The sequence below is a fragment of the Thiomicrospira sp. WB1 genome (genome assembly GCF_001507535.1).
In the GTDB taxonomy this organism is placed as follows: Bacteria; Pseudomonadota; Gammaproteobacteria; order Thiomicrospirales; family Thiomicrospiraceae; genus Hydrogenovibrio.
Window position 1 is genome coordinate 599,197 of record NZ_LQBN01000001.1, and the last position, 22,059, is coordinate 621,255.

Annotated in this window: 19 protein-coding genes; 9 read left to right on the top strand and 10 right to left on the bottom strand. The window is 54.0% G+C overall.

The window, feature by feature from the left end; translation table 11 throughout:
- The first annotated feature begins 273 nt into the window (after nt 1-273).
- On the top strand, nt 274-753 hold the full coding sequence (locus AVO41_RS02675; protein ID WP_068582177.1) for a hypothetical protein: 480 nt from the start codon (nt 274-276) through the stop codon (nt 751-753).
- Between the two features lie 84 nt (nt 754-837).
- Here AVO41_RS02675 and AVO41_RS02680 read toward each other — a convergent pair whose 3' ends face one another.
- The 3 genes from AVO41_RS02680 to pyrE form a co-directional block, all read right to left on the bottom strand.
- A complete protein-coding gene (locus tag AVO41_RS02680) occupies nt 838-4,371 on the bottom strand; it encodes a methyl-accepting chemotaxis protein (protein ID WP_068582180.1) in 3,534 nt (1,177 codons plus the stop codon).
- A 205-nt stretch (nt 4,372-4,576) separates the two neighbouring features.
- Complete coding sequence (locus AVO41_RS02685) at nt 4,577-5,110, bottom strand: histidine phosphatase family protein (protein ID WP_068582183.1); 534 nt, start codon at nt 5,108-5,110, stop codon at nt 4,577-4,579.
- An 18-nt stretch (nt 5,111-5,128) separates the two neighbouring features.
- A complete protein-coding gene (gene pyrE / locus AVO41_RS02690; RefSeq protein WP_068582186.1) occupies nt 5,129-5,824 on the bottom strand; it encodes an orotate phosphoribosyltransferase in 696 nt (231 codons plus the stop codon).
- A gap of 166 nt (nt 5,825-5,990) precedes the next feature.
- On the opposite strand from pyrE, the gene AVO41_RS02695 reads away from it, so the two are divergent.
- Nucleotides 5,991-6,488, top strand: a complete 498-nt coding sequence (locus tag AVO41_RS02695; RefSeq protein WP_068582189.1) for a hypothetical protein — start codon at nt 5,991-5,993, stop codon at nt 6,486-6,488.
- Between the two features lie 43 nt (nt 6,489-6,531).
- Complete coding sequence (locus AVO41_RS02700) at nt 6,532-7,695, top strand: hypothetical protein (RefSeq protein ID WP_255357686.1); 1,164 nt, start codon at nt 6,532-6,534, stop codon at nt 7,693-7,695.
- A 231-nt stretch (nt 7,696-7,926) separates the two neighbouring features.
- Here AVO41_RS02700 and AVO41_RS02705 read toward each other — a convergent pair whose 3' ends face one another.
- The 4 genes from AVO41_RS02705 to AVO41_RS02720 form a co-directional block, all read right to left on the bottom strand.
- Nucleotides 7,927-10,734, bottom strand: coding sequence for an FAD-binding and (Fe-S)-binding domain-containing protein (locus AVO41_RS02705; RefSeq protein ID WP_068582195.1), 2,808 nt, complete (start codon nt 10,732-10,734; stop codon nt 7,927-7,929).
- 35 nt (nt 10,735-10,769) lie between these two features.
- On the bottom strand, nt 10,770-11,996 hold the full coding sequence (gene serA, locus AVO41_RS02710) for a phosphoglycerate dehydrogenase (protein WP_068582200.1): 1,227 nt from the start codon (nt 11,994-11,996) through the stop codon (nt 10,770-10,772).
- A gap of 138 nt (nt 11,997-12,134) precedes the next feature.
- On the bottom strand, nt 12,135-12,443 hold the full coding sequence (locus AVO41_RS02715) for a cytochrome c (protein ID WP_068582210.1): 309 nt from the start codon (nt 12,441-12,443) through the stop codon (nt 12,135-12,137).
- A 157-nt stretch (nt 12,444-12,600) separates the two neighbouring features.
- On the bottom strand, nt 12,601-12,903 hold the full coding sequence (locus tag AVO41_RS02720) for a c-type cytochrome (RefSeq protein WP_068582212.1): 303 nt from the start codon (nt 12,901-12,903) through the stop codon (nt 12,601-12,603).
- Nucleotides 12,904-13,083: 180 nt separating this feature from the next.
- Here AVO41_RS02720 and AVO41_RS10745 point away from each other — a divergent pair, with 180 nt between their 5' ends.
- The gene (locus tag AVO41_RS10745; RefSeq protein ID WP_160326778.1) at nt 13,084-13,260 is read left to right on the top strand and encodes a hypothetical protein; all 177 of its coding nucleotides are present in this window, start codon (nt 13,084-13,086) and stop codon (nt 13,258-13,260) included.
- A gap of 6 nt (nt 13,261-13,266) precedes the next feature.
- On the opposite strand, the gene rsgA is transcribed toward AVO41_RS10745, so the two are convergent.
- The 3 genes from rsgA to AVO41_RS02735 are packed head-to-tail and all read right to left on the bottom strand — an operon-like array spanning nt 13,267 to nt 15,918.
- Nucleotides 13,267-14,277 carry a ribosome small subunit-dependent GTPase A gene (gene rsgA, locus AVO41_RS02725; RefSeq protein ID WP_068582214.1) on the bottom strand — a complete coding sequence of 337 codons (1,011 nt, stop codon included), beginning with the start codon at nt 14,275-14,277 and terminating at the stop codon, nt 13,267-13,269.
- Between the two features lie 3 nt (nt 14,278-14,280).
- The gene (locus AVO41_RS02730) at nt 14,281-14,622 is read right to left on the bottom strand and encodes a 4a-hydroxytetrahydrobiopterin dehydratase (RefSeq protein WP_068582216.1); all 342 of its coding nucleotides are present in this window, start codon (nt 14,620-14,622) and stop codon (nt 14,281-14,283) included.
- A gap of 12 nt (nt 14,623-14,634) precedes the next feature.
- Nucleotides 14,635-15,918 carry a M48 family metallopeptidase gene (locus AVO41_RS02735; protein WP_068582219.1) on the bottom strand — a complete coding sequence of 428 codons (1,284 nt, stop codon included), beginning with the start codon at nt 15,916-15,918 and terminating at the stop codon, nt 14,635-14,637.
- Between the two features lie 170 nt (nt 15,919-16,088).
- On the opposite strand from AVO41_RS02735, the gene orn reads away from it, so the two are divergent.
- From orn to AVO41_RS02760, 5 genes are all read left to right on the top strand, one after another.
- The gene (gene orn / locus AVO41_RS02740; protein ID WP_082676450.1) at nt 16,089-16,670 is read left to right on the top strand and encodes an oligoribonuclease; all 582 of its coding nucleotides are present in this window, start codon (nt 16,089-16,091) and stop codon (nt 16,668-16,670) included.
- Between the two features lie 202 nt (nt 16,671-16,872).
- Nucleotides 16,873-18,576 carry an acetolactate synthase 3 large subunit gene (locus AVO41_RS02745; RefSeq protein WP_201022844.1) on the top strand — a complete coding sequence of 568 codons (1,704 nt, stop codon included), beginning with the start codon at nt 16,873-16,875 and terminating at the stop codon, nt 18,574-18,576.
- Between the two features lie 44 nt (nt 18,577-18,620).
- Nucleotides 18,621-19,112 (top strand): acetolactate synthase small subunit, encoded by a 492-nt coding sequence (gene ilvN, locus AVO41_RS02750; RefSeq protein ID WP_068582225.1) that lies wholly within the window; start codon nt 18,621-18,623, stop codon nt 19,110-19,112.
- Nucleotides 19,113-19,139: 27 nt separating this feature from the next.
- The gene (ilvC, locus tag AVO41_RS02755; protein ID WP_369793273.1) at nt 19,140-20,204 is read left to right on the top strand and encodes a ketol-acid reductoisomerase; all 1,065 of its coding nucleotides are present in this window, start codon (nt 19,140-19,142) and stop codon (nt 20,202-20,204) included.
- Between the two features lie 206 nt (nt 20,205-20,410).
- Complete coding sequence (locus tag AVO41_RS02760; protein WP_068582229.1) at nt 20,411-22,030, top strand: ExeA family protein; 1,620 nt, start codon at nt 20,411-20,413, stop codon at nt 22,028-22,030.
- Nucleotides 22,031-22,059: the final 29 nt, after the last annotated feature.

Here is a 22,059-nt window from a genome sequence, read left to right on the forward strand (position 1 = left end):
TTTGTATCGGGTGTTTTTCTACCAGGCCTGGTTAGCCCGAATATTTCACAAATTTGCACCGACCTTGCTTGCCCCTTGATTCCACAAGCAATATTTCCTCAGACGGTCGTAATCATGGATACGACGCTTCTTCGGAAATTTCCTTGTGAAAACAAGTTCCTGCGCAATCTCAGCACAAATTCATGAAACATTCGGGTTAGAAAAACCTGGTTGAGGGCGTGTATATGACAGTTGTGTTACACTTTGCGCAAAACGCGCAAAGAAGGACCTTGCATGACTCGTCAATGTCAACCTTGTACCGCCTGCTGCGATGGCTGGGTACAGATCACCGTCAAAGGCTGTGAAGCCTATCCGGGGCATCCTTGTCCCCACAGTACCGGCCAGGGCTGTGACGATTATGAAAATCGGCCGGTCAACCCCTGTCGAAATTTCGAGTGCGCCTGGATCAAACAGGGCAGTCGTTTGCCGGACGATTTTCGTCCAGATGAATGCGGGGCACTGGTCATTGACCATGTGCTGACGTGGGAAGGCCTAGTGGTCGATCTGGCGGTGCCGGTCGGGCGTGAAATCCCTGAAAAAACATTAAATTGGTTGATGCAGGAGGCCGAAAAGAAGATGCGTCCTCTGATTTATCAGATGCAGGACCCGGAAGTGGATGAGCTGGAAAAGAACCCTTTGACCCTGGCGTATGGTCCGCCGGCGTTTCAACAATGGGTGATGCAGCAACAGGCCGAAGGGCGCAAACTCTGGTAAAGTTCCGGCCTTATCTGTGGCACATAAAAAAGCCCGCTGGTCTTGCGACCGCGGGCTTTTTTGTTGGACGGAATCGGAACGGTGTTAAAACTCGCTCCACTCATCTTCCTCTTTGCTGTGCGCCGGTTGTGGCGGCGGTGGGGTTTGTGTGGCGCTATTGCGCCCCTCGCTGCGCTGAGGGGACGGTTTGGGCGCCGAGCTGGCCTGAGGTTTGGATGACGTCCGGTTGTGCTGAGATGCCTTGGCGTCGCTTTGGTGGCCCGACTGAGCAGAAGACGGCTTCTTCGCGATCGTTTTGGGCGTTTCCTCAGACGCTTTGGGTTTGTGACGCGCTTCGTCCTTTTGTTTGCGCGCAATTGCCGCCTCGGCGCGCGTCAAACCGTCAATGACTTTTTCACTGGCCGTATCCAGCTTGTCAAATTCGGTTTTCACCGTTTCGAAGTCGTCATTCTGATGCGCGTCCAGAATCCGTTTGATGGTAGCGTGAAGCTCCTTGTGCCACTTCTCGACTTCCTGCATTTCAGGCATGCTCAAGAAAGCCTGGCCTTCTTCTCCATACATCCACTGCCCCAGAGCACACTTGGTGTGATCGGTGGCCGTTTCTTTGTTGAACTCGGCATCGATCCCTTCCACATAGGCCAGCACCAAGCCTTTCCACTGGCGGTGGGCACGGCGAGCATGGGCAAAAGTAAAGTCGCCGGTTTCCATGGCCGTTTCAAAACCGATCTGCTTCAGATCAAATTTGAAGGTGCCGATCACGTTTTGCACCTCTTCGGCCAGACGACTCATGTCGGCGGTGCGATCGGCGGTTTTTTCCACCAGGGCCGAGTTCTGCTGGGTCACCTGGTCGATGCTGCTGATCGCGGTATTGACCTGTTCCACCCCTTTGGCCTGTTCGGCGGTGGTGTCGGAGATTTCCTTGACGTAGTTCCCGATTTTTTCAATCGAGCCATTGATCAGCTCCAGTGCCTTGCCGGATTCATCCGCGAGTTTGGCACCTTCCTGCACTTTCTCAACCGTGCTGTCGATCAGGTCGCGAATGTCTTTGGCCGCTTCGCTGGATTTGCCGGCGAGCGAGCGTACTTCGCCTGCCACCACGGCAAAGCCACGACCGTGCTCACCGGCGCGCGCGGCTTCCACCGCCGCGTTCAGCGCGAGCAGGTTGGTCTGGAAGGCAATACTGTCGATCAGTGAGGTGATCTCGGAAATTTTGGTGCTGGCTTCGTTGATTTCATTGATCGATTCAATGGTTCGGTGCACCACCTGGTTGGCATCCTGCGCTTCCTTCAGTGACAGCGTGGCCGCCTCATTGGCATCGCTGGCATTGTTGGCCGTCTGCTGGATGGTCGAGGTGATCTGTTCCATGCTCGCCGCCGTTTCTTGGAGGGAAGCGGCCTGCTGCTGGGTACGCGAAGACAGATCAATCACATCGTTGGAGATGTCCATGGTGCCTGTGGCCAGATTGTTTACGGAGTAAGTGGTCTGGGCCATCAGGCTGCTGACATTGGTGACCGAGTTGTTGATGCCTTCACGCAACACCGCCAAGGTGCCGTCGGTTTCCATGTGGATGCGCTGTTTCAGGTCCCCGGTGCCTTGAGCAACCATGACCTGGGTGGCGTTTTCGATGATTTTTTCCAAAGCGTCCAAGGTTGCGTTGATGTTGTCTTTGAGCACCTGCATTTCACCACTGGCTTTGGCGGTGATGCGTTTGCCAAAGAAGCCTTGAGAGACTTCGCTCATCAGTTCGTTGACTTCGTAGAAAACCCCTTTCAACAATGACATGGCAGCCTGAGCATCATGCAGCGCACGTTTGAATTCACCCATGGCTTTGTCCGAAGTTTCATAGCTGAAGTTACCAGCATGAATTTCCTGCAGTACGTGGCGCACTTCGGAGAAGGTGTCTTCCAACTGTTGGGATGCCGCATTGAGGTTGCGTTTTAATACGTCAAAGTCACCGGTCATTGGAATGACCGTGGAGGTTTTCAGGCGACCTTCGGCAATGTCTTTCATCATGCGACCGGCCTCACCCATGGCGACCTGGGTCATTTGCATCTGCCCGTTATAAGCTTCGGCCAGCAATCCCATTTCATTGGGGATGCGGGCATCGGCGCGGGCGCTCAAGTTGCCGGTGTCACGCGCATGGTCCATGACTTTGGCAATGCGCTTGATGGGCAGGACCATATTGCTGCGGATGATCAGCAGGAACACCAGAATCAATAGAATCATGGAGAGCGCGACCTTCACAACGGTGTCGACGGCCGCATCAAAGCTGACGGCGTTAAGCGCATTCAGTTTACTCAGGCTCTCATCCAAAATGTGGTAACCGATCAAATCGCCATTGGTGTCAGTGATCGGCAGAGCCACCATAAACCGATCGTTCAGTAGCAAGTGCTCTTGTTTGATCAGTTGAGTGATGTCAATGGATTGCAGGCGTTCAACCGTGTCCGGATTGAAAAGATCGGTACTGGATAGGGTATAAGAGCCAATTTTGGGGTTATCTTGTGCTTTTTGTGCAATCTCGAGCGCTTCGTCAACTAAAACGGACGCATAGCTGATGTCACGCTTGGCCATTTGATTTTTTAGGTTATCAATGCCAGTCACGACTTCGACCGATCCAATGACTTGATTACCGTTGTCCTTAAAAACCGGCGCAACGCTTCGAATGGCAATGCCACGACGACCCAGTTCGATCCCACCGACGGTTTTTTTCTGTTCGCGCACCTGATTGACGGTGTAACGGAACCCTGAAATGTCATCGCCGCGTTTGTCGGTCCAGGATCGGTAGAAAGAATGCCCATTGGCGTCATGCACGTGCACTTTGGGCGTGATGCCATGCGCCTGTTTCATGGACTGAATCTTGGCGTCTACGGTTTGCTTGGCCAGCAAGGGGTAGTCGCTTTCCAAAGCTGCCCTGACATCTGGATGAGTGGCAAAACCAAGTGCCTGCCCAATATCACCGGCGCGAGCTTTGTCGATAATGCTATCCAGACGCTCCGCTATTTGGTCGTGGCGTTCGACCGCATTGAGTGCTTCGACTTTCTGGTAGGTGATTTGAGACAGCAAAGCTGTGATGGCAATCCCGGCGACAACCAAAGTTGTCCCGATCGCAGCCAGCTTGGGCATGATTTTGAGTTTGTAAAAAGGGTTAAACTTATGGAGCGTGGCCTGTTTGGGTGACTCAATGTGGCCTTGGTTGATCACTTTTTTGCCCGCGCTGATGTCTTTGTAGGCTTGCGCGGCGGCCACTTTGTCCGCTTCCGGCGGCGGGGTGCGCACGGAAATGTACCCGGTGGTCTGGCCGTTTTCCACCACAGGCGCGGCGTTGGCGATGACCCAGTAATAGCGTCCGTCCTTGGCGCGGTTTTTGACCAGCTGAGTCCAGCCTTCGCCCGCGTGCAAGGTGTCCCAGAAATCTTTGAACACCGCTTTGGGAACATCCGGGTGGCGTAGAATGTTGTGCGGCTGGCCGATGATTTCATCGTGCTCGTAACCACTGATTTCAATGAATTCGGAATTGGCTTCGAGTATGGTTCCCTTCAGATCCGTCCGGGAGATCAAACGATAATGCTCGGGAACATGGATTTCTTCATTGATGATCGGGCGGTCGCTTGGATTCATAATCGTTGCCTTCTGATGTTGTTCGTTCGGTGCAATGGCCACATCTTTTTAACTGAAATGTAACCGCGCGGCTGTTTTTTTTCAACAAAACTTTCGTGACAAAGGGCCAGTAGCCTCTTTTGTGACCCGGTTGTCACAACAAAACGTTCGTTTTTGCCGCTTTTTGCAAGTTGAGGGCTGTTAAGCAGAAAGCGTGCCGAAACGACTAGGAGCGCGTTGTCTCCGAGCCTGCTTTTTTCAGGTCCTTTGGGCGAACATAGTGGAGCAAACGGCCCCGACCTTCATTGCTTGGTTGGTCTGATAGCAGTAGATGCGCGAGCGTGGCCGTGGGAAAAGGTTTGTTGTGGGGTTGGGCTTGCACAGCAGGGCCCAGCAAACGAGCCAGAAATTGCTCAAACCCCGGATTGTGTCCGATCCAAAGCAGGCGGTGCATGCTTTCGGGAAAGCGGGTGAGCAGTTGTTCCAGTTGGTCAAGATTGGCCAGATACAAGTGATCCACTGTTGTGACCGGAATCTCTTTGGGAAGTTGCAGTCGTTTGAGGGTTTGTTGAGCGCGTTTGGCCGGAGAGACCCAGACGGCATCCGGCATCAGTTGCTGTTGTTTGAGCCATTGGGCCATTTTGCACGCCGATTTTTTGCCTTTGTCGGAGATGGGGCGGTCAATATCGGGTTGATCCGGGTTCTTCCAATCCGATTTGGCGTGGCGCAACAGCATTAACTCTTTAAACGGATCCGACATGACGCACTCCTTTGCGTTCTAAACCCCGTACTCGGTTTGGTAGGCTTTCATGGCTGCAAGAATCGCTGCCTGGTCAATATCCAGTTCCGAGGGCAGAGACTGTTCGGTCAGATAATCGATCAGGTCCTGCAGGCAGATTAATCGGATCACAGGGAAGCCATATTGGGTTTCCACCTCTTCAATCGCGGATTGATCCGTTTGACCTTTTTCCATTCGATCCAGTGCGATGACCACGCCGGCCGGGCGAGCATGTTGTGCCTGGATCAGGTCAATTGCTTCGCGGATGGCCGTCCCGGCTGTGATCACGTCATCTATGATCAGGACGTTGCCTTCAAGCGGGTGACCGACGATGTTGCCGCCCTCGCCATGGTCTTTGGCTTCCTTGCGGTTAAAGGCATAAGGCGTGTCCAGTTGATGCTGGGTGGCCAGAGCCGTACTGGTTGCGGCCGCCAAGGGGATGCCTTTATAGGCCGGGCCAAACAACACATCAAACGCCAGACCGCTTTCGGCAATGGCCTGGGCGTAAATCGCCGAGAGTTGCGCCAGTTGACCACCGGTATTAAAGAGCCCGGCGTTGAAGAAATAAGGACTCTGGCGCCCGGACTTCAGAGTGAATTGCCCAAGTTTTAGCACGCCGGTTTGAAGCACCAGTTCAATAAAGGCATTTTTCTGTTCGGCGGTGAGCGGGTCTTTGTTGAGGGTGTGTTGTGTCATAGGGCCAAAATCTATTCCGTTGAAAGAGTGTTATTTTACCATTTTCGTTTTTTTTATGGGCCAGAGACCCATACAGGGTGATTTGGCATGCTTCTCGCGTTAAGCAGGGCAACACGACTTATCTATGACAGAAAATTGACAGTTTAAACGTTGCGAGGCACCGATTATGTCCATTGATTTACGCCAGGTTGAACCGTTGGGCTCCAAAAGCTTGCTGCTGGAACAGGCGCTGCGCCGCCAGCGTGGCCGTCAGGAGATTGACTATGACGATTATGATATGTCCGATATGGTTGCGCCGGATTACGAATGGCTGAAAGAAGATAAATCAGCGATTCAGGGACTGGTCAAGCAAATGGATGCGTCCATCGGTCAGCTGTCGAAACAGATGCACGAATTGGAAAACCGTACTGAACGCAGCCGGGCCAAACTGGAAAAAGAACAACAGTTGTTATACAAGCAAATCCGGACCCTGAATGGTTTGATGAAACGTCAGGTGGACATTTTCAGCTCCGTGGAGCGCCAGGCCGAAGAGATTGAAATCAAAAACAACAACCTGATTCCCCAGGTCGGCATCGGGTTGATTGCCGGGCTGATGTCGGCGGTCACCATCCTGGTGACGGCGCCCTGGATGACCGTGTTGATTGACATGGTGCGTGCGGGCTAGCCAAGAAGCGTTTGGTGGGCAGTGAGTCCGGGCTTATAATCGAGTGTCAAACGATGAACAGGAGCCCGTGATGCACGCCGAGGTGGTGTTTAACCGATTCGTAACCCCCCAGGCCGATAAGGCCATTTTTCATATCCGTTTAAACCTGTCCCAGGCGTTGGCTTATCAGCCGGGCGACTGGCTGATGGTGACGCCCCATAATCCTTCCGGGCTGGTGACGGCCTGTTTGCAGGCATTGAACCTGTCTGACACCACCTCTGTGACACTGCCTCGGCATGAGCCCATGCCTTTAGGTGAAGCCTTGCATGCGCACCTAGAGTTGACGCAATTGCAACCGGCCGTGCTTAATAAGCTGCAACGCCATTTTGGCTGGTCTTTATGGCCCGATCGACAGGCCATGATGGCCTATGCCCAGGGGCGCGATGTCCTGGACTTGATTGACGATTTATTGGCACAACAGCCTGAGTTGGCCGAGCCGGATCAGGCCCGTGACTTTGTTACTTTGCTGGCGCCTTTGGCCCCGCGGTTTTATTCCATTGCGTCGGCCCCTGAAGCGGTCGGGGAGACAGAGGTGGATCTGCTTTACCGACAGGTGGTGTATGAGCGTGCGCGCCGTCAACGCTATGGCGCGGCGAGTAACGTGCTCAGTGGCAGTGAGCCGGGTGATCGGTTGGAGGTGGAATGGAATCTCAACCCGCATTTCAAGTTGCCGGAAGACCAGCCGGATTCGGAAGCGGATGCAAGCACGCCGATTGTGATGATTGGCGCTGGCACTGGGCTGGCGCCTTATCTTGGCTTTTTGCAACGTCGTTTTGGGGCGCATGCGACCTCAACAGCCCAACAGGCCTGGTTGTTTTTTGGTGAGACGCATGCCGATCAGACTGATCTGTTGGCGGCTACGCTGCCGCAAAGCATGCTGGCAAGCTGGCAGCAACTGGGGTTAAAGGTGAGCAAAGCCTTTTCCCGCGACCAGGCTCATAAGGTTTACGTTCAGGATCGTATTTGGGAAGCGCGTGACACCTTGATGCAATGGTTGGATCAAGGTGCTTACGTGTACCTGTGCGGTGATCAGTCGAAGATGGCGCCTGAGGTGACGCAGTGTTTCACCAGTGTGTTGGAGCAGGTCGGTGGGCAAACGCCGGATCAGGCCGCCGCAACCTGGAAACACTGGCGCCAGATCAAACGCGTGCAATACGATGTGTATTGAAGCGGTGAGTTGAGGCGGTATTTGAACCAGGCCTAGGAGTCTGTCGGGTTTGAGCGATCGTAGCGAGCCGAGAGGGAAAGCGAGTACAGTTTTTCGATCGTTTGATGAGAATAGCAGTCGCTATTTGACGAAAAGGATCGGAAAAATGGGCCGTTTTCCATCCGGCGCAGTCGATCTGTCTTAAATCCGACAGGCTCCTAGTATCAGCCGGGAGCGGGTCCGGCCGGTCGATCAGGCTGGGTCAGCCAGCGCGCGCAGAAACACCTGCGCCGGATGCAGAGCGTGACGCTGAGCAAAGTCGGCCACCTGGTGGCGACAGCTGGTACCGGTGGCGATCACCCAGTCATCGCCGTCGGCGTTATTCAGCGTTGGTAAGATGGCCTGCTGAGCGATTTTGTAGGACACATCATAATGCTTGTAGCCGAACTCACCGGACATGCCACAGCAGCCGGAGGCAATGACTTGCAGGTCCAGACCGGGAATCAAGGCAAGCGCCTTGCTGGCATCGCCGGCATCACTGATGGATTTCTGATGACAATGCACATGCAGCCAGGCTTTTTGTGGCACGGTCTGAAAGTCAAACGGCCACTGCTGGTGCAAATCCAGCACCAGCTCCTCAAAGAGTTTGACCTGTGAAAATGACCAGGCCTGGTGACTGGCCGGTGTGATCAGATCCTTCGCTTCATCTCGCCAGACCAGGGTGTCAGACGGTTCCAGTCCCACAATACGATCCTTGTCACGGACGTGAGACAGGGCGTCCCGGGTGTCGGCCAGGGCCTTTTTGGCTTCTGAAATCAGTCCCTGGCTTAACAGCGCCCGGGGAGAGTGCTTCAGAAAGATCGGCTTGACCGCATAGCCGGCTTGTTTCAAGAACGTGAGGGCGGCCTGGCCAATTGCGGGTTCCTGGTAATGACTGTATAGATCGACCAGCACCCAGATGGTGGGGCGCTCGGTCGGCGTTGCCGCCGAATCAAATGATTCGCGTGCCTGGCGCCACCAGCGAGACAGCGGTTGGGATTGCATCTGCGGCAGGGTGCGACGTGTGTCAACGCCCATCAGCTTTTTCACTGGCGAGAGCCCTTGCACCCAGTTGTAGAGTCCGGGTAACCAGGCACCGGCTTGCATCAGTAAGCCGTAATAGCGGATGGACAGACGGCTGAAGCTGAAAGGGCGTGTCTGGTAAAGCATTTCGGATTTGAGGCGGGCCATGTCGACGCTGGCTGGGCATTCCGATTGACAGGCCTTACATCCAAGACACAGCTCCAGCGCATCGCGCAGTTCCGGAGCCTTTAATGCCTGAATTGGGTTTGGCTCGGTCAGCGCGCGGCGTAATAAATTGGCGCGCCCGCGGGTGGAATAATTTTCTTCCCGGGTGGCCTGATAAGACGGACACATGGTGCCTCGACCGGCTGATTTTCGGCAGGCACCCGCGCCATTGCATTTTTCCACCGCATCCATCAAGCTTAAATCCGCCTGCCAGTCGTAACCGGGGGTCAGATTAACGATCGGTTGGCGGTCTGAACGCAGATTTTGCGTGATCGGTGCTTCGCCGATGATCACGCCCGGGTTAAACAGATAATTGGGGTCAAAAATAGCTTTGAAGTCGACCAGGTGCTGATAGACGTCGTCGCCTAACTGTTCGCGAATAAAAGGCGCTCGGATTCGCCCATCGCCGTGTTCGCCCGAGATGGCGCCACGGTATTTTTTCACCAGTTGGCTACTGCGTTCGGCCACAGTCTGGAATTGCTTGCGGCCTTCGTCGGTCGCCAGGTCAATTTCCGGGCGCACGTGAATCAAGCCCACCGAGGCATGCCCATAATAGACGCAACCGATGCCCAGATCCGACATGATGGCCTGCGTTTCGCGGTAAAAATCCGGCAGGGACGCCACCGGGACAGCGGCGTCTTCGATCACAGCCACGGCTTTTTTACGGGTCGGTTTGCCCATGAGCAGGCCCAGGCCGGCTTTGCGCAGATTCCAAACTTTGCCAGTGTCAGCCGGGTCAATGATGGGGCAGGCGTAGGCGCCCTGGTTCTGCATCCATTGCGCGCCCTCGGTTAAGCGTTGTTGCAGCCGTTCGGCGTCGTCATCAAACAACTCCACGACCAGAACGGCTTCGGGGTCGCCCTCGACCCAGAAACGGTTGCGTGTCTGGTCGCGGTTGTTGCGGGTGCCATCCAGTGTTGGTTTGTCGATCAGTTCGATGGCAGCCGGATTGCGCGGCAAAAAGTCGGGCACGGAGCGCATGGCGGTATCCATGCAATCGAAATGGGCGCAGAAAACCTGATTGTGTTTGGGCAGGTCAACCAGGCGCAACGTTGCCTGAGTGATGAAGCCCAGCGTGCCTTCGCTGCCACAAATCAGCGGCGTGAGGTTGAACGGCTTGCCTTCAGGGTTGAACGGGCGATGCTCGCGATAGAGCACATCCAAGGCATAACCGGTGGTGCGCCGGATGATGGAGACGTCTGGGTAAGCATCCAGGATGGCTGGGCCGTGTTCGTGAAGCAATGCGACCACATCACGGTAAATTTGTCCTTCCAGTGTGTCCAGAGACTGCTTGTGTTGAAGTTGTTCATCACTCAGGTCGTCAAACGTGACCTCATTGCCGTCGGCCAGAATCAGGTTGACGCTTTTGACATGGTCGCGTGTGGTGCCGTAATAAACCGAATAGGCGCCGCAGGAGTTGTTGCCGATCATGCCGCCGATCATGGCGCGGTTGGAAGTGGACGTGTCCGGGGCAAAGCGCAGACCGGCTGATTTGACGTAATCGTTCAGATCATCCTGAATCACACCGGGCTCAACCACCACTTCCTTGGCTTCGGGACGAAAATCCAGGATGCGCGTCAGGTGTTTGGACACGTCCAGCAGCAGTCCGGGGCCGATGGCCTGACCACCCAGTGAGGTCCCCCCAGCGCGAGGAGTAATGGGCTGCTTTTCACCCAGTGCCTGACGAACCCGACTGAGCAGATCAGCCTGGTTTTTGGGATAGGTGAATGCGGCGGGCTGGATTTCAAAAACGGACGCATCGGTGGTTATCATGCCAGGGTCTCTCAGTGTTGGCCTACGTCAGAGGGTCAGTGCAAAACGCGTACGCGTACGGTTTCTTTAATGGCTTTGAGTTCTTTCAAAGCGGTATCACGGTCCTTGGCATCGATGTCGATGACCACATAACCAATGTCATCCATGGTCTGCAGGTATTGCGCCAGAATGTTGACGCCCTGATGCGCAAACGCATTGTTGATCTGGGTCATCACGCCGGGAATGTTCTGGTGAATGTGCAGCAGGCGACTGCGCCCAACCTGTTCAGGCAACGACACTTCCGGGAAGTTTTTGGCCATCACGGTGGTGCCGGTGTCGGAGTATTTGACCAGTTTGCTGGCTACTTCCTCACCGATGTTTTTCTGTGCTTCCAGTGTGCTGCCGCCGATGTGAGGGGTCAGAATGACATTGTCCAGGCCGCGCAGTGGGGAATGGAAGGTTTCGTCATTGGTCTTGGGTTCGACCGGGAAGACGTCAATGGCTGCCCCGGACAAATGACCGGATTCGATGGCAGCGGCCAATGCCTCAATGTCGACCACGGTGCCGCGTGCCGCATTGATGAAGATGGCGCCGGGGCGCATCAGCTCAAACTGCTCGGCGCCCATCATGTTGCGCGTGCTTTCGGTTTCGGGGACATGCAGGGAAACCACATCGGAGGTTTGCAGCAGTTCTTCGAGCGTGGCCACCTGTTCGGCGTTGCTCAGTGACAGTTTGGTTTCGATGTCGTAGTATTTGACGGTCATGCCGATGTTTTCGGCCATGATGCCCAGCTGGATGCCGATGTGGCCATAGCCGACGATGCCGAGTGTTTTGCCGCGTGCTTCCACGGCACCGGTCGCAGACTTGTCCCAAATGCCTTGGTGTGCCTTGGCGTTTTTGGCCGGGATGTCGCGCAACAGCAAGAGGATTTCTCCCAATACCAGTTCGGCCACCGAGCGGGTGTTGGAGAAGGGCGCATTGAAAACGGGAATCCCCCGGCGTCGGGCGGCATCCAGATCAACCTGGTTGGTGCCGATGCAAAAGCAGCCCACGCCCACCAGTTTCTTGGCGGCGGCGAAAACCTCTTCGGTCAGTTGCGTGCGCGAACGAATGCCCACGAAATGCGCGTCCTGAATTTTATCCAGCAGGTCGGCTTCACTCAAAGAGCCTTTGTGGTACTCAATGTTGTGATAACCATTGGCGTTCAATACATCGACCGCACGCTGGTGAGGGCCTTCCAGAAGAAGGATTTTAATTTTGTCTTTTGCCAGGGAATTGTTCATCGGTGTCACTCGGGAACTATGTAATGATTACTTGGTCCAGGGTTGTAAACCTGCCGCCATTGTCAGAAAGAAAACGGCCGGGCAATCGGGTGTCCCGATGCGCACCGGCCGAACAAAAGGTTTGAAGCGCTTTGCCAATCAGGATTGGGTCTGGGCTGCGTAATAGTCAGCCAGCGCTTTGATTTCCTCATCGGTCAGACCTTTTGCAAACGGTTCCATGGTGGCGTTCTTGCGATGGCCGTCGCGGAAGTCTTTGAGTGATTTTTCCAAATAAGCGGCATGCTGACCGGCCAACTTGGGATAAGTCGGAACCAGACTGTTGCCATTCGGGCCGTGACAGCCGACACACGTTTGGGCTTTGGCTGGCTTGTCAGCCGCCGTGGCCATAGGTGAAAAACTGAATAGGGTCATCAGGCCGGCCAGGGCCGAGGCAATTCGAACGTTCATAAGCTTAGATCCCTCAGGGTGGTTACAGGCTTTGGATAAGCATAATATTTAAGCTGATTCAGGCGCCCGGGTCAAGTTTAAGCTGAGATAAAAAAAGCCGCACGGAGGCGGCTTTTCTGGTTTTCAGACAGGCTTGAAACCTGTTTGAAACAGTAGCTTACAGAGTGTTGACGTAAGCAGCAATGTTTTCGATGTCGGCGTCAGACAGGTTCGCTGCCATCGGTGCCATCATGGAAGTCATTGGACCGACTTGTTCACCGGCACGGTATTTTTTCAGCAGGTCAGCGATTTCCGCTGTGTCACGACCCGCCAGAGCCGGACCAACACCGCCTTCACCTGCTGCACCGTGACAGCCAACACAGGTTGAATAAGCAGACTTGCCAGCTTCTGCGCTTGCCGCCTGAGCGGAACCCAGAGTCATCAAAGAAGTTGCTGTGATAGCCAATAGTAGTTTTTTCATTTTGTACTCTCCTAAGCACCTTGTCACAATTTAGGTTTAAACCTGTGCATATTACAATGCAAAGCGGCAACTTAGTCAAGCTGGAAGTTTGAAGGGAGATTGACCAAAGTATGACTCGTATCGAATCACTGAAACCAGGTCGAACTGCGATAGAATAGGGTCAAACGGAGGAGCGAAGTCATGCTGACGATTATCAAGTTTTGGGCGCTGGTGATGCTGTTAACGTTGGGCAGCTGGTATCTGCTGAAACTGGCGGGTCGCCCGATGAACATCGGCTGGGTATTTTTGTTTTGGGTGGGCACGTTGCTGGCCGCCGCCGGGCTCCTGTATGGGCTCTCTCTGATTGTGACCGCCTGAGCCCCTTTAGCCGTTGAGTAATCGCTGAAAGCTTTGGTAACGGCTGTAGGCAATGGCGTCCTCTTCCACCGCCCGGCGAATGGCGCAATGGGGTTCGTGCTGGTGCGTGCAGTCATCAAATCGACACTGTCCCAGAAACGGATAAAAATCCGGGTAGGCTTGTTCGAGCTCATGCAGCGGCATGGGGTCCGGGTCAAACTGACGCACGCCCGGGGAGTCAATCAGCTGGCCGTCTTGTTGCGGCAGGTGATAAAGCACACTGTTGCTGGTGGTGTGTTTGCCCAGGCCCGTGGCGTCGGACAGGCTCTGAATCCGAATGGGCAAATCCGGAATCAACGCTTTGATTAGAGACGACTTGCCTGCGCCCGAGGGGCCGACGATGACGCTGGTGTGGTTGTTCAGGTCCGCCTGCAGTTCTTCCAGTCCCGTGCCCTGTTGCGTGGAGATAAAATGAATGCCTTGCAGGGCGCGTGGGTTGCCCGGGTTGACCAAGTCTGGATAGGGCGCCAGTTGGGACAGAATCAGTGACTGGTGTTCCGGGGTGTCGGCCAGATCCATTTTATTGATCACAAGCAGAGAGGGCAGTTTCTGTTGCCAGGCCGCCACCAGATAGCGGTCAATCGCGTCCGGGTGGATGCCGGGTTCCACTCCCAGTGTGATCACCAGTCGGTCGATGTTGGCGGCAATCATGCGGGTCTGGCCCCGAAATCCGGGTCGGGTCATCAGGCTTTCTCGAGGCTGGAGTGCGGTGACGACTCCTGTGCCGGACTCGGTGCTGGGTTGCCAGAAAACGCGATCCCCCGCGACCAGTTTCCCCAGGTTTTGGCGAATCGCGCACTGGATCAGATCGCCCTGTGGGTTTTCGATCAGGACACTACGTCCGTGGTGGGTGATCACCTGCCCAGCTTGCTCGGGACCATCGACCGATTCACCCTGGGCTGCGTTGTTTGTGGCAGGTTTCAGGCGCCGTTTCTGCAAACGGCGCTTTTGTTGTTTGCTGAGTTTGCGTTGCGCCATGTGTCAGTCAAACAGCGCGTCGATTTTGGCCGCGAGGATGAAGTCGTTCTGGCTCAGGCCTTTGATGACGTGGGTGCTCAGCTCCACCTTGCAGGTGTTGTAGTCAAAGCACAAACGTGGGTGGTGGTCTTCCTGTTGTGCGATCCAGGTGACCGCATTGACGAAATGCACCGTCTGCAGGTAGTTTTTGAAGCGAAACGTTTTGTAGAGGCTTTTATAATTCAATGGCGCTTCCCAGCCGTCCATTTGTGAGAGATAGCTTTCGACGGTCGGGATGATCAGGCCTTTGGCATCCGGTTGAATGGGTTCGCAGTGGCTTTCTGCCAGATTTTTGATAGTGGTCATGTCTGAGTCTCCTTATGACGGCGTGGCATCAGACGCTTGAAAGCGTTTGAGGTGATCGATGCGAAGCTTGGCCGGTGGGTGACTGTCGTGCCAGGCCGAGTAGGCCGGTGCGGGAGTCAGGCTGCTGGCGTTGTCGCGATAGAGTTTGACCAGCGCCTGAATCAGAGCGTTGGGCCCGACCTGTCTGGCGGCAAATGCATCGGCTTCGTATTCGTGCTGGCGACTTTTGAGGGCGCTGAGCGGGCCCAGGAAAAAGAACAGCACCGGAATGGCTGTGGCAAACAGAAGCAGGGCGGTGGCCGGTGTCTGGGTGGTCATGCCCAGTCCATGGTAGAAGTCCGACGTTTGCGCCAGCCAGCCAAGCAGGGCCAGGCCAGCGAGGCTCAGTCCGAAAGACCAGACGAGGCGTTTTTTGATGTGCCCTTCTTTGTAATGCCCCAGTTCATGGGCCAGAACCGCTTCGACTTCTTCGGGGGTGAGTTTGTCCAGCAACGTGTCGAAAAACACAATGCGTTTGTTTTTGCCAAAGCCGGTGAAATAGGCATTGCCGTGGCCGCTGCGCGAAGAGCCGTCCATGACATAAATGCCATTGGATTCAAAACCGGTGCGAGCCAGTAATGCCTCGATCCGTTGTTTCATTTCCCCGTCTTCCAGGGGGGTGAAGCGGTTGAAAAGCGGGGCGATCCATTTGGGGTAGGCCCAGAGTAAAAACAGATTGAAAGCAATCCAGATCAGCCAGGTGTAAAACCACCAGGCCTGGTCAAAATAGGTGTGCATGACGCTCAAAATGGCCCACAGAACCGGTAGGCCCAGTGCCAGTCCAAGGGCCCATTGTTTGAGCAGGTCGGAGAGAAATTGGCCCATTGTCATGCGGTTAAAGCCAAAGGCTTCTTCGATTTTGAAGGTACGCAGATAGCTGAACGGCAGGTTGAGAACGGACAGCAACCAGAAGGTAGACAGCAGAAAGCCGATTTCTCGCCAGATCTCGGTCAGGTCGGTGGTCAGCCAGGCGTCATACAGTTGTTGGAAACCGCCGCCCAGGGTCATCAGGACCAGAATGGCGGCGTCATAGAAAAGAACATAGCGGTTGAGCTGAAGTTTGGCTCGCGTGTAATCGGCCGCTTTCTGGTGGTCACTCAGGGAAATGGTTTGAGCAAATTCACTGGGCACCGCTTCTCGATGCCGACCGATATGAAACTGGTTTTTGATGTTGAGCCAGACTTCGATCATCAGGTGGGCGGCCAATGCCAGCAGAAACAGGGTTGTCAGCCAGTTGTGGAGTTCCGGTTGTGCCATGAAAAAGGTGTCCGTGTTGATAAGGTCAGTGAGGCTGAATTTTACGTGTGCCTTGACTGAAACGCAATTGAACCCGTCACGGCGCGAGGGAATCGGTTTGAGCAGGCGTTCGGATAGGGGTAAGATAGCGCCATAAACGTTATCGGGTAAAATTTTAAGAAAGGGATGGCATGGCGCAATCAATGACGGGGCGAACGCTGGTTTCACAAGGCAAGTCCGACAATCATCTGATTTGGTTGGATCTGGAAATGACGGGGTTGGATCATCGTTGCGATCGGATCATTGAAATCGCTTGCGTGGTCACGGATGCCGATTTGACCGTGCTGGCCGAGGGGCCGGTTCTGGCGATCCAGACACCGAAGTCCGCGTTGGATGCCATGGACGATTGGTGTACGCGTCATCACGGCGCTTCGGGATTAACCCAGCGGGTGCTTGAAAGCGAGGTGACCATGGCGGAGGCGGAGCAGGCAACGCTGGCGTTTTTGCGCGAATGGGTGCCCAAAGGCAAGTCGCCCATGTGTGGGAACAGCATCTGTCAGGACCGTCGCTTTCTGATTGAGCAAATGCCGGAACTGGAAGCGTTTTTCCATTATCGAAATCTGGATGTGTCCTCACTCAAGGAGCTTGCTAAGCGCTGGGTGCCGCCGGTTTACCAGTCGTTTGAAAAAAAAGCGGCGCACTTGGCGCTGGAGGATATTTATGAATCCATCGCCGAGCTGAAGCATTATCGGGCCCATCTGTTCAAGCTTTGATGGCTTGAGCGCTTGCGTTTTCTGTCTGAATTTCCTACCATTTGACTCAGGTATTATGATCGCGCCGCGGCTTCCCAGTGCGGCGTAATTTGGTTATAATTTCGCTTTTTACTCAGAATTTTTTGAGGGTGTCGGTTAGGCACCCTTGTTTTTTCGGCGCAAATCAAGGATTTGGTCGTACACGATGACGGAGGACGTTGGTGTGGAATTAACCGGTGCCCAGATTCTGGTCCACTTTCTGGAAGACGAGGGCGTTGAGCTGGTCTGGGGGTATCCCGGCGGCGCGGCCCTGCCAATCTACGATGCCCTGGATACCGATGCCAAAAAGCTCAAGCATGTGCTGGTGCGTCATGAGCAGGCGGCGGTGCACGCGGCGGACGGCTTTGCGCGTTCGACCGGGTTGCCCGGTGTGTCGCTGGTGACCTCGGGGCCGGGTGCGACCAATACCGTGACAGGGATTGCGACCGCTTACATGGATTCGATTCCGATGGTGGTGATCACCGGCCAGGTTGCTTCGAACATGATCGGTCTGGATGCGTTTCAGGAGATCGATACGGTCGGGATCACTCGCCCGATTGTGAAGCACAACTTCCTGGTTAAAGATGTGAATGATCTGGCAATGACGCTGAAAAAGGCCTTTTACATCGCGACCACCGGGCGACCGGGGCCGGTGGTGGTGGATATCCCCAAAGACATTCAAAACGCCAAAACCGATTATCAGTATCCAAAATCAGTCAGTCTGCGTTCCTACGAGCCCATCACCAAAGGGCACAGTGGTCAGATCAAAAAAGCCATTGACATGATGGTGTCCGCCAAGCGTCCCATTATTTACACGGGCGGTGGCGTGGTATTGGGCGGTGCCTCAGAGGCGCTGACCGAACTGGCGCGTCATTTGGGCTACCCGGTGACCAATACCCTGATGGGGCTTGGCGGTTATCCGGCCGAAGACAAACAGTTTGTGGGCATGCTGGGGATGCATGGCACTTATGAAGCCAACTTGAGCATGCATAACTCTGACCTGATCATTGCGATTGGCGCACGATTCGATGACCGAGTGACGGGGAACCTGGAAAAATTCTGCCCCAATGCCAAAGTCGTGCATGTCGACATTGATCCAGCTTCCATTTCCAAAAACGTGGTGGTGGATATCCCAATTGTCGGGCCGGTAAAGCAGGTGCTGGAAAAAATGGTGTCACTGCTTAAAAAGCACAAAATGACACCGGACCAGGATGCGTTGTCGGACTGGTGGAAGCAGATTGAAGCCTGGCGCTCAACCAACTGCCTGCGCTATGAGCAAATCGGGCATAAAATCAAGCCGCAGACAGCGATGGAAGCGGTCTGGCGCATCACCGAAGGCGAGGCTTACGTGACCTCGGATGTGGGGCAGCACCAGATGTTTGCGGCGCAGTATTACAAATTCAACAAGCCGCGTCGTTGGATTAACTCCGGTGGTCTGGGCACTATGGGCTTTGGCTTGCCTGCTGCCATGGGCGTTCAGGCCGCTTACCCCGATGCGACGGTGGTCTGTGTGACCGGCGAAGGGTCGATTCAGATGAATATTCAGGAATTATCGACCTGTCTGCAGTATGGCTTGCCAATCAAGGTCTTGTGTCTGAATAACGGTTTTCTGGGCATGGTGCGTCAGTGGCAGGAGTTCTTTTACGATCGTCGCTATTCCATGTCCTACATGGATTCGCTGCCCGATTTTGTCAAGCTGGTCGAAGCCTATGGGCATGTGGGGATTCGGATTGATGACCCTGAAACCATGCAGGCTCAACTGGAAGAAGCGTTTTCCGAGAAGTACAAAGACCGATTCGTGTTCATTGATGTGATCACCGATCAGCAGGAAAACGTCTATCCGATGATTCCGGCCGGAGCCGGTCTCGACGAAATGATTTTGGTTTAAGCCCGCTGGGCTAACCGTGATCAACTGAACAAAGCAGGTAACTCATGCGACACATTATTTCCATGTTGATAGAAAACGAGTCCGGTGCGCTGTCCCGTGTGTCCGGTCTTTTTTCGGCCCGAGGGTATAATATCCACGCCCTGACGGTAGCGCCCACGGATGAGGGGAGTATTTCCCGTCTGACGCTGGTAACCAGTGGAAACGACCAGCAGATCGAGCAGATCGTCAAGCATCTGAATCGCTTGATTGATGTGATTAAAGTGGTGGATATCACAGAAGGGGATCACATCGAGCGCGAGTTGATGATGGTGAAGTTGCGGGCGACCGGTGCCATGCGCGAAGAAATCAAACGTTTGAGCGATATTTTCCGTGGCACGATTGTGGATGTGACCCAGCAGGTCTACACCGTCCAGCTTGCCGGCGAAAGCCAGAAATTGGATGCCTTCATTGAAGCGCTGGACAAAGGATTGATTATCGAGATTGTACGCTCAGGGGCCGTTGGGCTGATGCGAGGAGAAAAATCTCTGCACATCTGATCAAGCCGCGCCTTTGAACGTTCAGCTATTTTTTTAAAAACGAATCGGCAATTGCCATCAGTAAAGGAAATCAATATGCAAGTGTATTACGACAAGGATTGTGACCAGTCCATTATTAAAAACAAAAAAGTGGCCATCATTGGATTTGGCTCCCAGGGGCACGCTCACGCCACCAACCTGCAGGATTCCGGTGTGGACGTCGTGGTTGGTTTGCGTCCGGGCTCTTCTTCCGTCAAAAAAGCGGAAGGCTATGGTCTGAAAACCGCATCCGTTGCGGAAGCGGTTGCCGCCAGTGATGTGGTGATGATCCTGACCCCGGATGAATTTCAGTCTGATTTGTACAAAAATGACATTGAGCCCAACATCAAGCAGGGCGCTGTTTTGGCGTTTGCCCATGGCTTTGCCATTATCTACAACCAGATTGAACCACGCAAAGACTTGGATGTGATCATGATTGCGCCCAAGGCGCCGGGTCATACTGTGCGCACTGAATTCGTGCGTGGTGGGGGTATCCCTGATTTGATCGCCGTGGAGCAGGATGCTTCCGGTCAGGCCAAGGAAATTGCCCTGTCATATGCCTCAGCCATCGGTGGCGGGCGCACCGGCATCATTGAAACCACCTTCCGCGACGAGTGTGAGACGGATTTGTTCGGTGAGCAGGCCGTTTTGTGTGGCGGCGCGGTTGAGCTGGTCAAAGCCGGTTTCGAGACGCTGACGGAAGCAGGGTATGAGCCGGAAATGGCTTATTTTGAGTGTCTGCACGAGTTGAAGCTGATCGTTGACTTGATGTACGAAGGCGGCATCGCCAACATGAACTACTCCATTTCCAACAACGCCGAGTACGGTGAGTATGTGACCGGACCGCAAGTGATCAACGACGAGTCACGTCAGGCCATGCGTGAAGCGCTGAAAAACATTCAGACAGGTGAGTACGCGAAGCGCTTTATTCTGGAAGGTCAGACCAACTACCCATCCATGACGGCTCAACGTCGTTTGAACGAAGAGCACCCGATTGAAGTGGTCGGTCGTAAATTGCGTGGCATGATGCCATGGATTTCTGACAACAAGATTGTGGATCAGGAAAAGAACTGATTTCTTTCTGTTTGTTCGAAGCAAAAAAGCCTGCCTCGTGCAGGTTTTTTTGTGTCTGAAAAGTGTCTTTTTGACCAGGCCTGGTGATTCAAGTCTGTTTTTCTCTTTCCTTGAGCATAGCTGTTTCAGATCAAGTTTTCAGGTGAGTTTGCGCCGCTTAGCAGTTAGAATGAAAAAATTGTCACAAAACTGAATTCTGGATACACATGTATTTATCTTATTTCGGGCTGCATAAATGGCCTTTTAAGTTGACGCCGGACTTGGGGTTCTTTTTCCGTCAAGCCTCGCGCGAGGCCGTGGTGGAAGCACTCCAGTATGCGATTGCTCGGGGGGATGCGGTGGTGAAAGTCTCCGGTGCGGTCGGTGTGGGGAAAACCATGCTGTTGCGCCTGTTGACCCAGCGATTGTCTGGCGATTATCAGATTGTCTATTTGTCAGCGCCGAATTTAAGTCCAATGGATATTTTGCGCGTCATTTGTGCGGAACTTTCAATCACTCTGTCGGGGCAGGAAAACAAAGCGGACTTGCTCGGTCTGATCCAGAAGGCGCTGATTGAAAGATACCAGGCCGACCAGCGTGTGGTCATGCTGGTGGATGAAGCTCAGGCCTTAACCTTGGACGCGCTGGAGGAAATTCGGTTGCTGGGTAACCTGGAAACGGAATGGGATAAACTGTTGCAAGTGGTGCTTTTTGGACAGCCGGAACTGGACAAAACACTGGAAGCAGCATCAATGCGTCCTCTGAAAGATCGTATTGCCTGTAATGTGACGGTACAGCCCCTGAAACCCAAAGAAGTAAAAGAATATTTGAATTATCGAATGCGTATTGCAGGATACTTACATTCGGATTTTTTCAATGATCAAACGGCACGAAAAATTCAGAAGGCAACAGGGGGGCTGCCTCGATCAATTAACTTGATGGCTGACAAGCTGCTGATGGCGGTGTTTTCTACCGAAGACAAACGCTTGAAGCCCAAACATTTTCGTGAAGTGGGTCTTTCCAGCTTCTCTGGAGGGAAGGTCTTGGTCGTTAGCCTGTTGGCAGGCTTGGCTTTGATCGCTTCAGCGTATTTTGTGAACACGGACCCTGTTAGAGAGTGGTTGCATGGAGGGGAGGCATCACAGCCAATCGCGGATCAACAAGAAACAGTAATTAATCACTCAGACGATGAACCCGATCCTGTCCAAAACCAGACTAAAACCGAGCAGACAAGTCTGAAAAAACCTGTCCCTGAAGAAGCGCCTTCTTCCCTCGAGGAGAGGGCTCAAAAAGGAGCGCCTTCAGGGGAGAAGGACGTCTTGAACGAGGGCGTTCCAAAGCCATCCGAAAAGAAGAAGCCAGTGCTAGAGCAAGCATCAGTGGAACCGGGCTCTGCAGGGGCTGAATCTGATAAAACCGAAGAAAACTTGCTGACGCCTCAGGAGCTGGGTGAGAACTATCCTGCTTGGGCCGAGCGGCTGGGGGTCCCTTCGGCGAAGTTGCTAACATTGCTTACGTTGCATGAGCGTTTACGTGAATATTTGCTTGAGGCTTCGGATCAAACTCCGTTGATTGTCCTTGGCGTTGCTTCGGTTTCGAGTTTTCCAGACGTTTACGATCATTTGATGCAACGGTTGAGTTGGGAGAACCGGGAGCATGTGTATGCTGTGATTAAGCCTTTGAATAAGAGCCACAAAAAAGCTCAATATCGACTGGTTTACGACCCGAGAACTTCGAACCCTGCTTCGCTGAAGGCCAAAGCACGTCAACTGAAAATGCTGACCGATGCTTCCTTGGCGCAAACCCTTACTGTCAAGGAAGTGCGTGCTATAATCGCAAAAAACTAAACGGTATGGAGAAGGCGCCTCAACCGAGC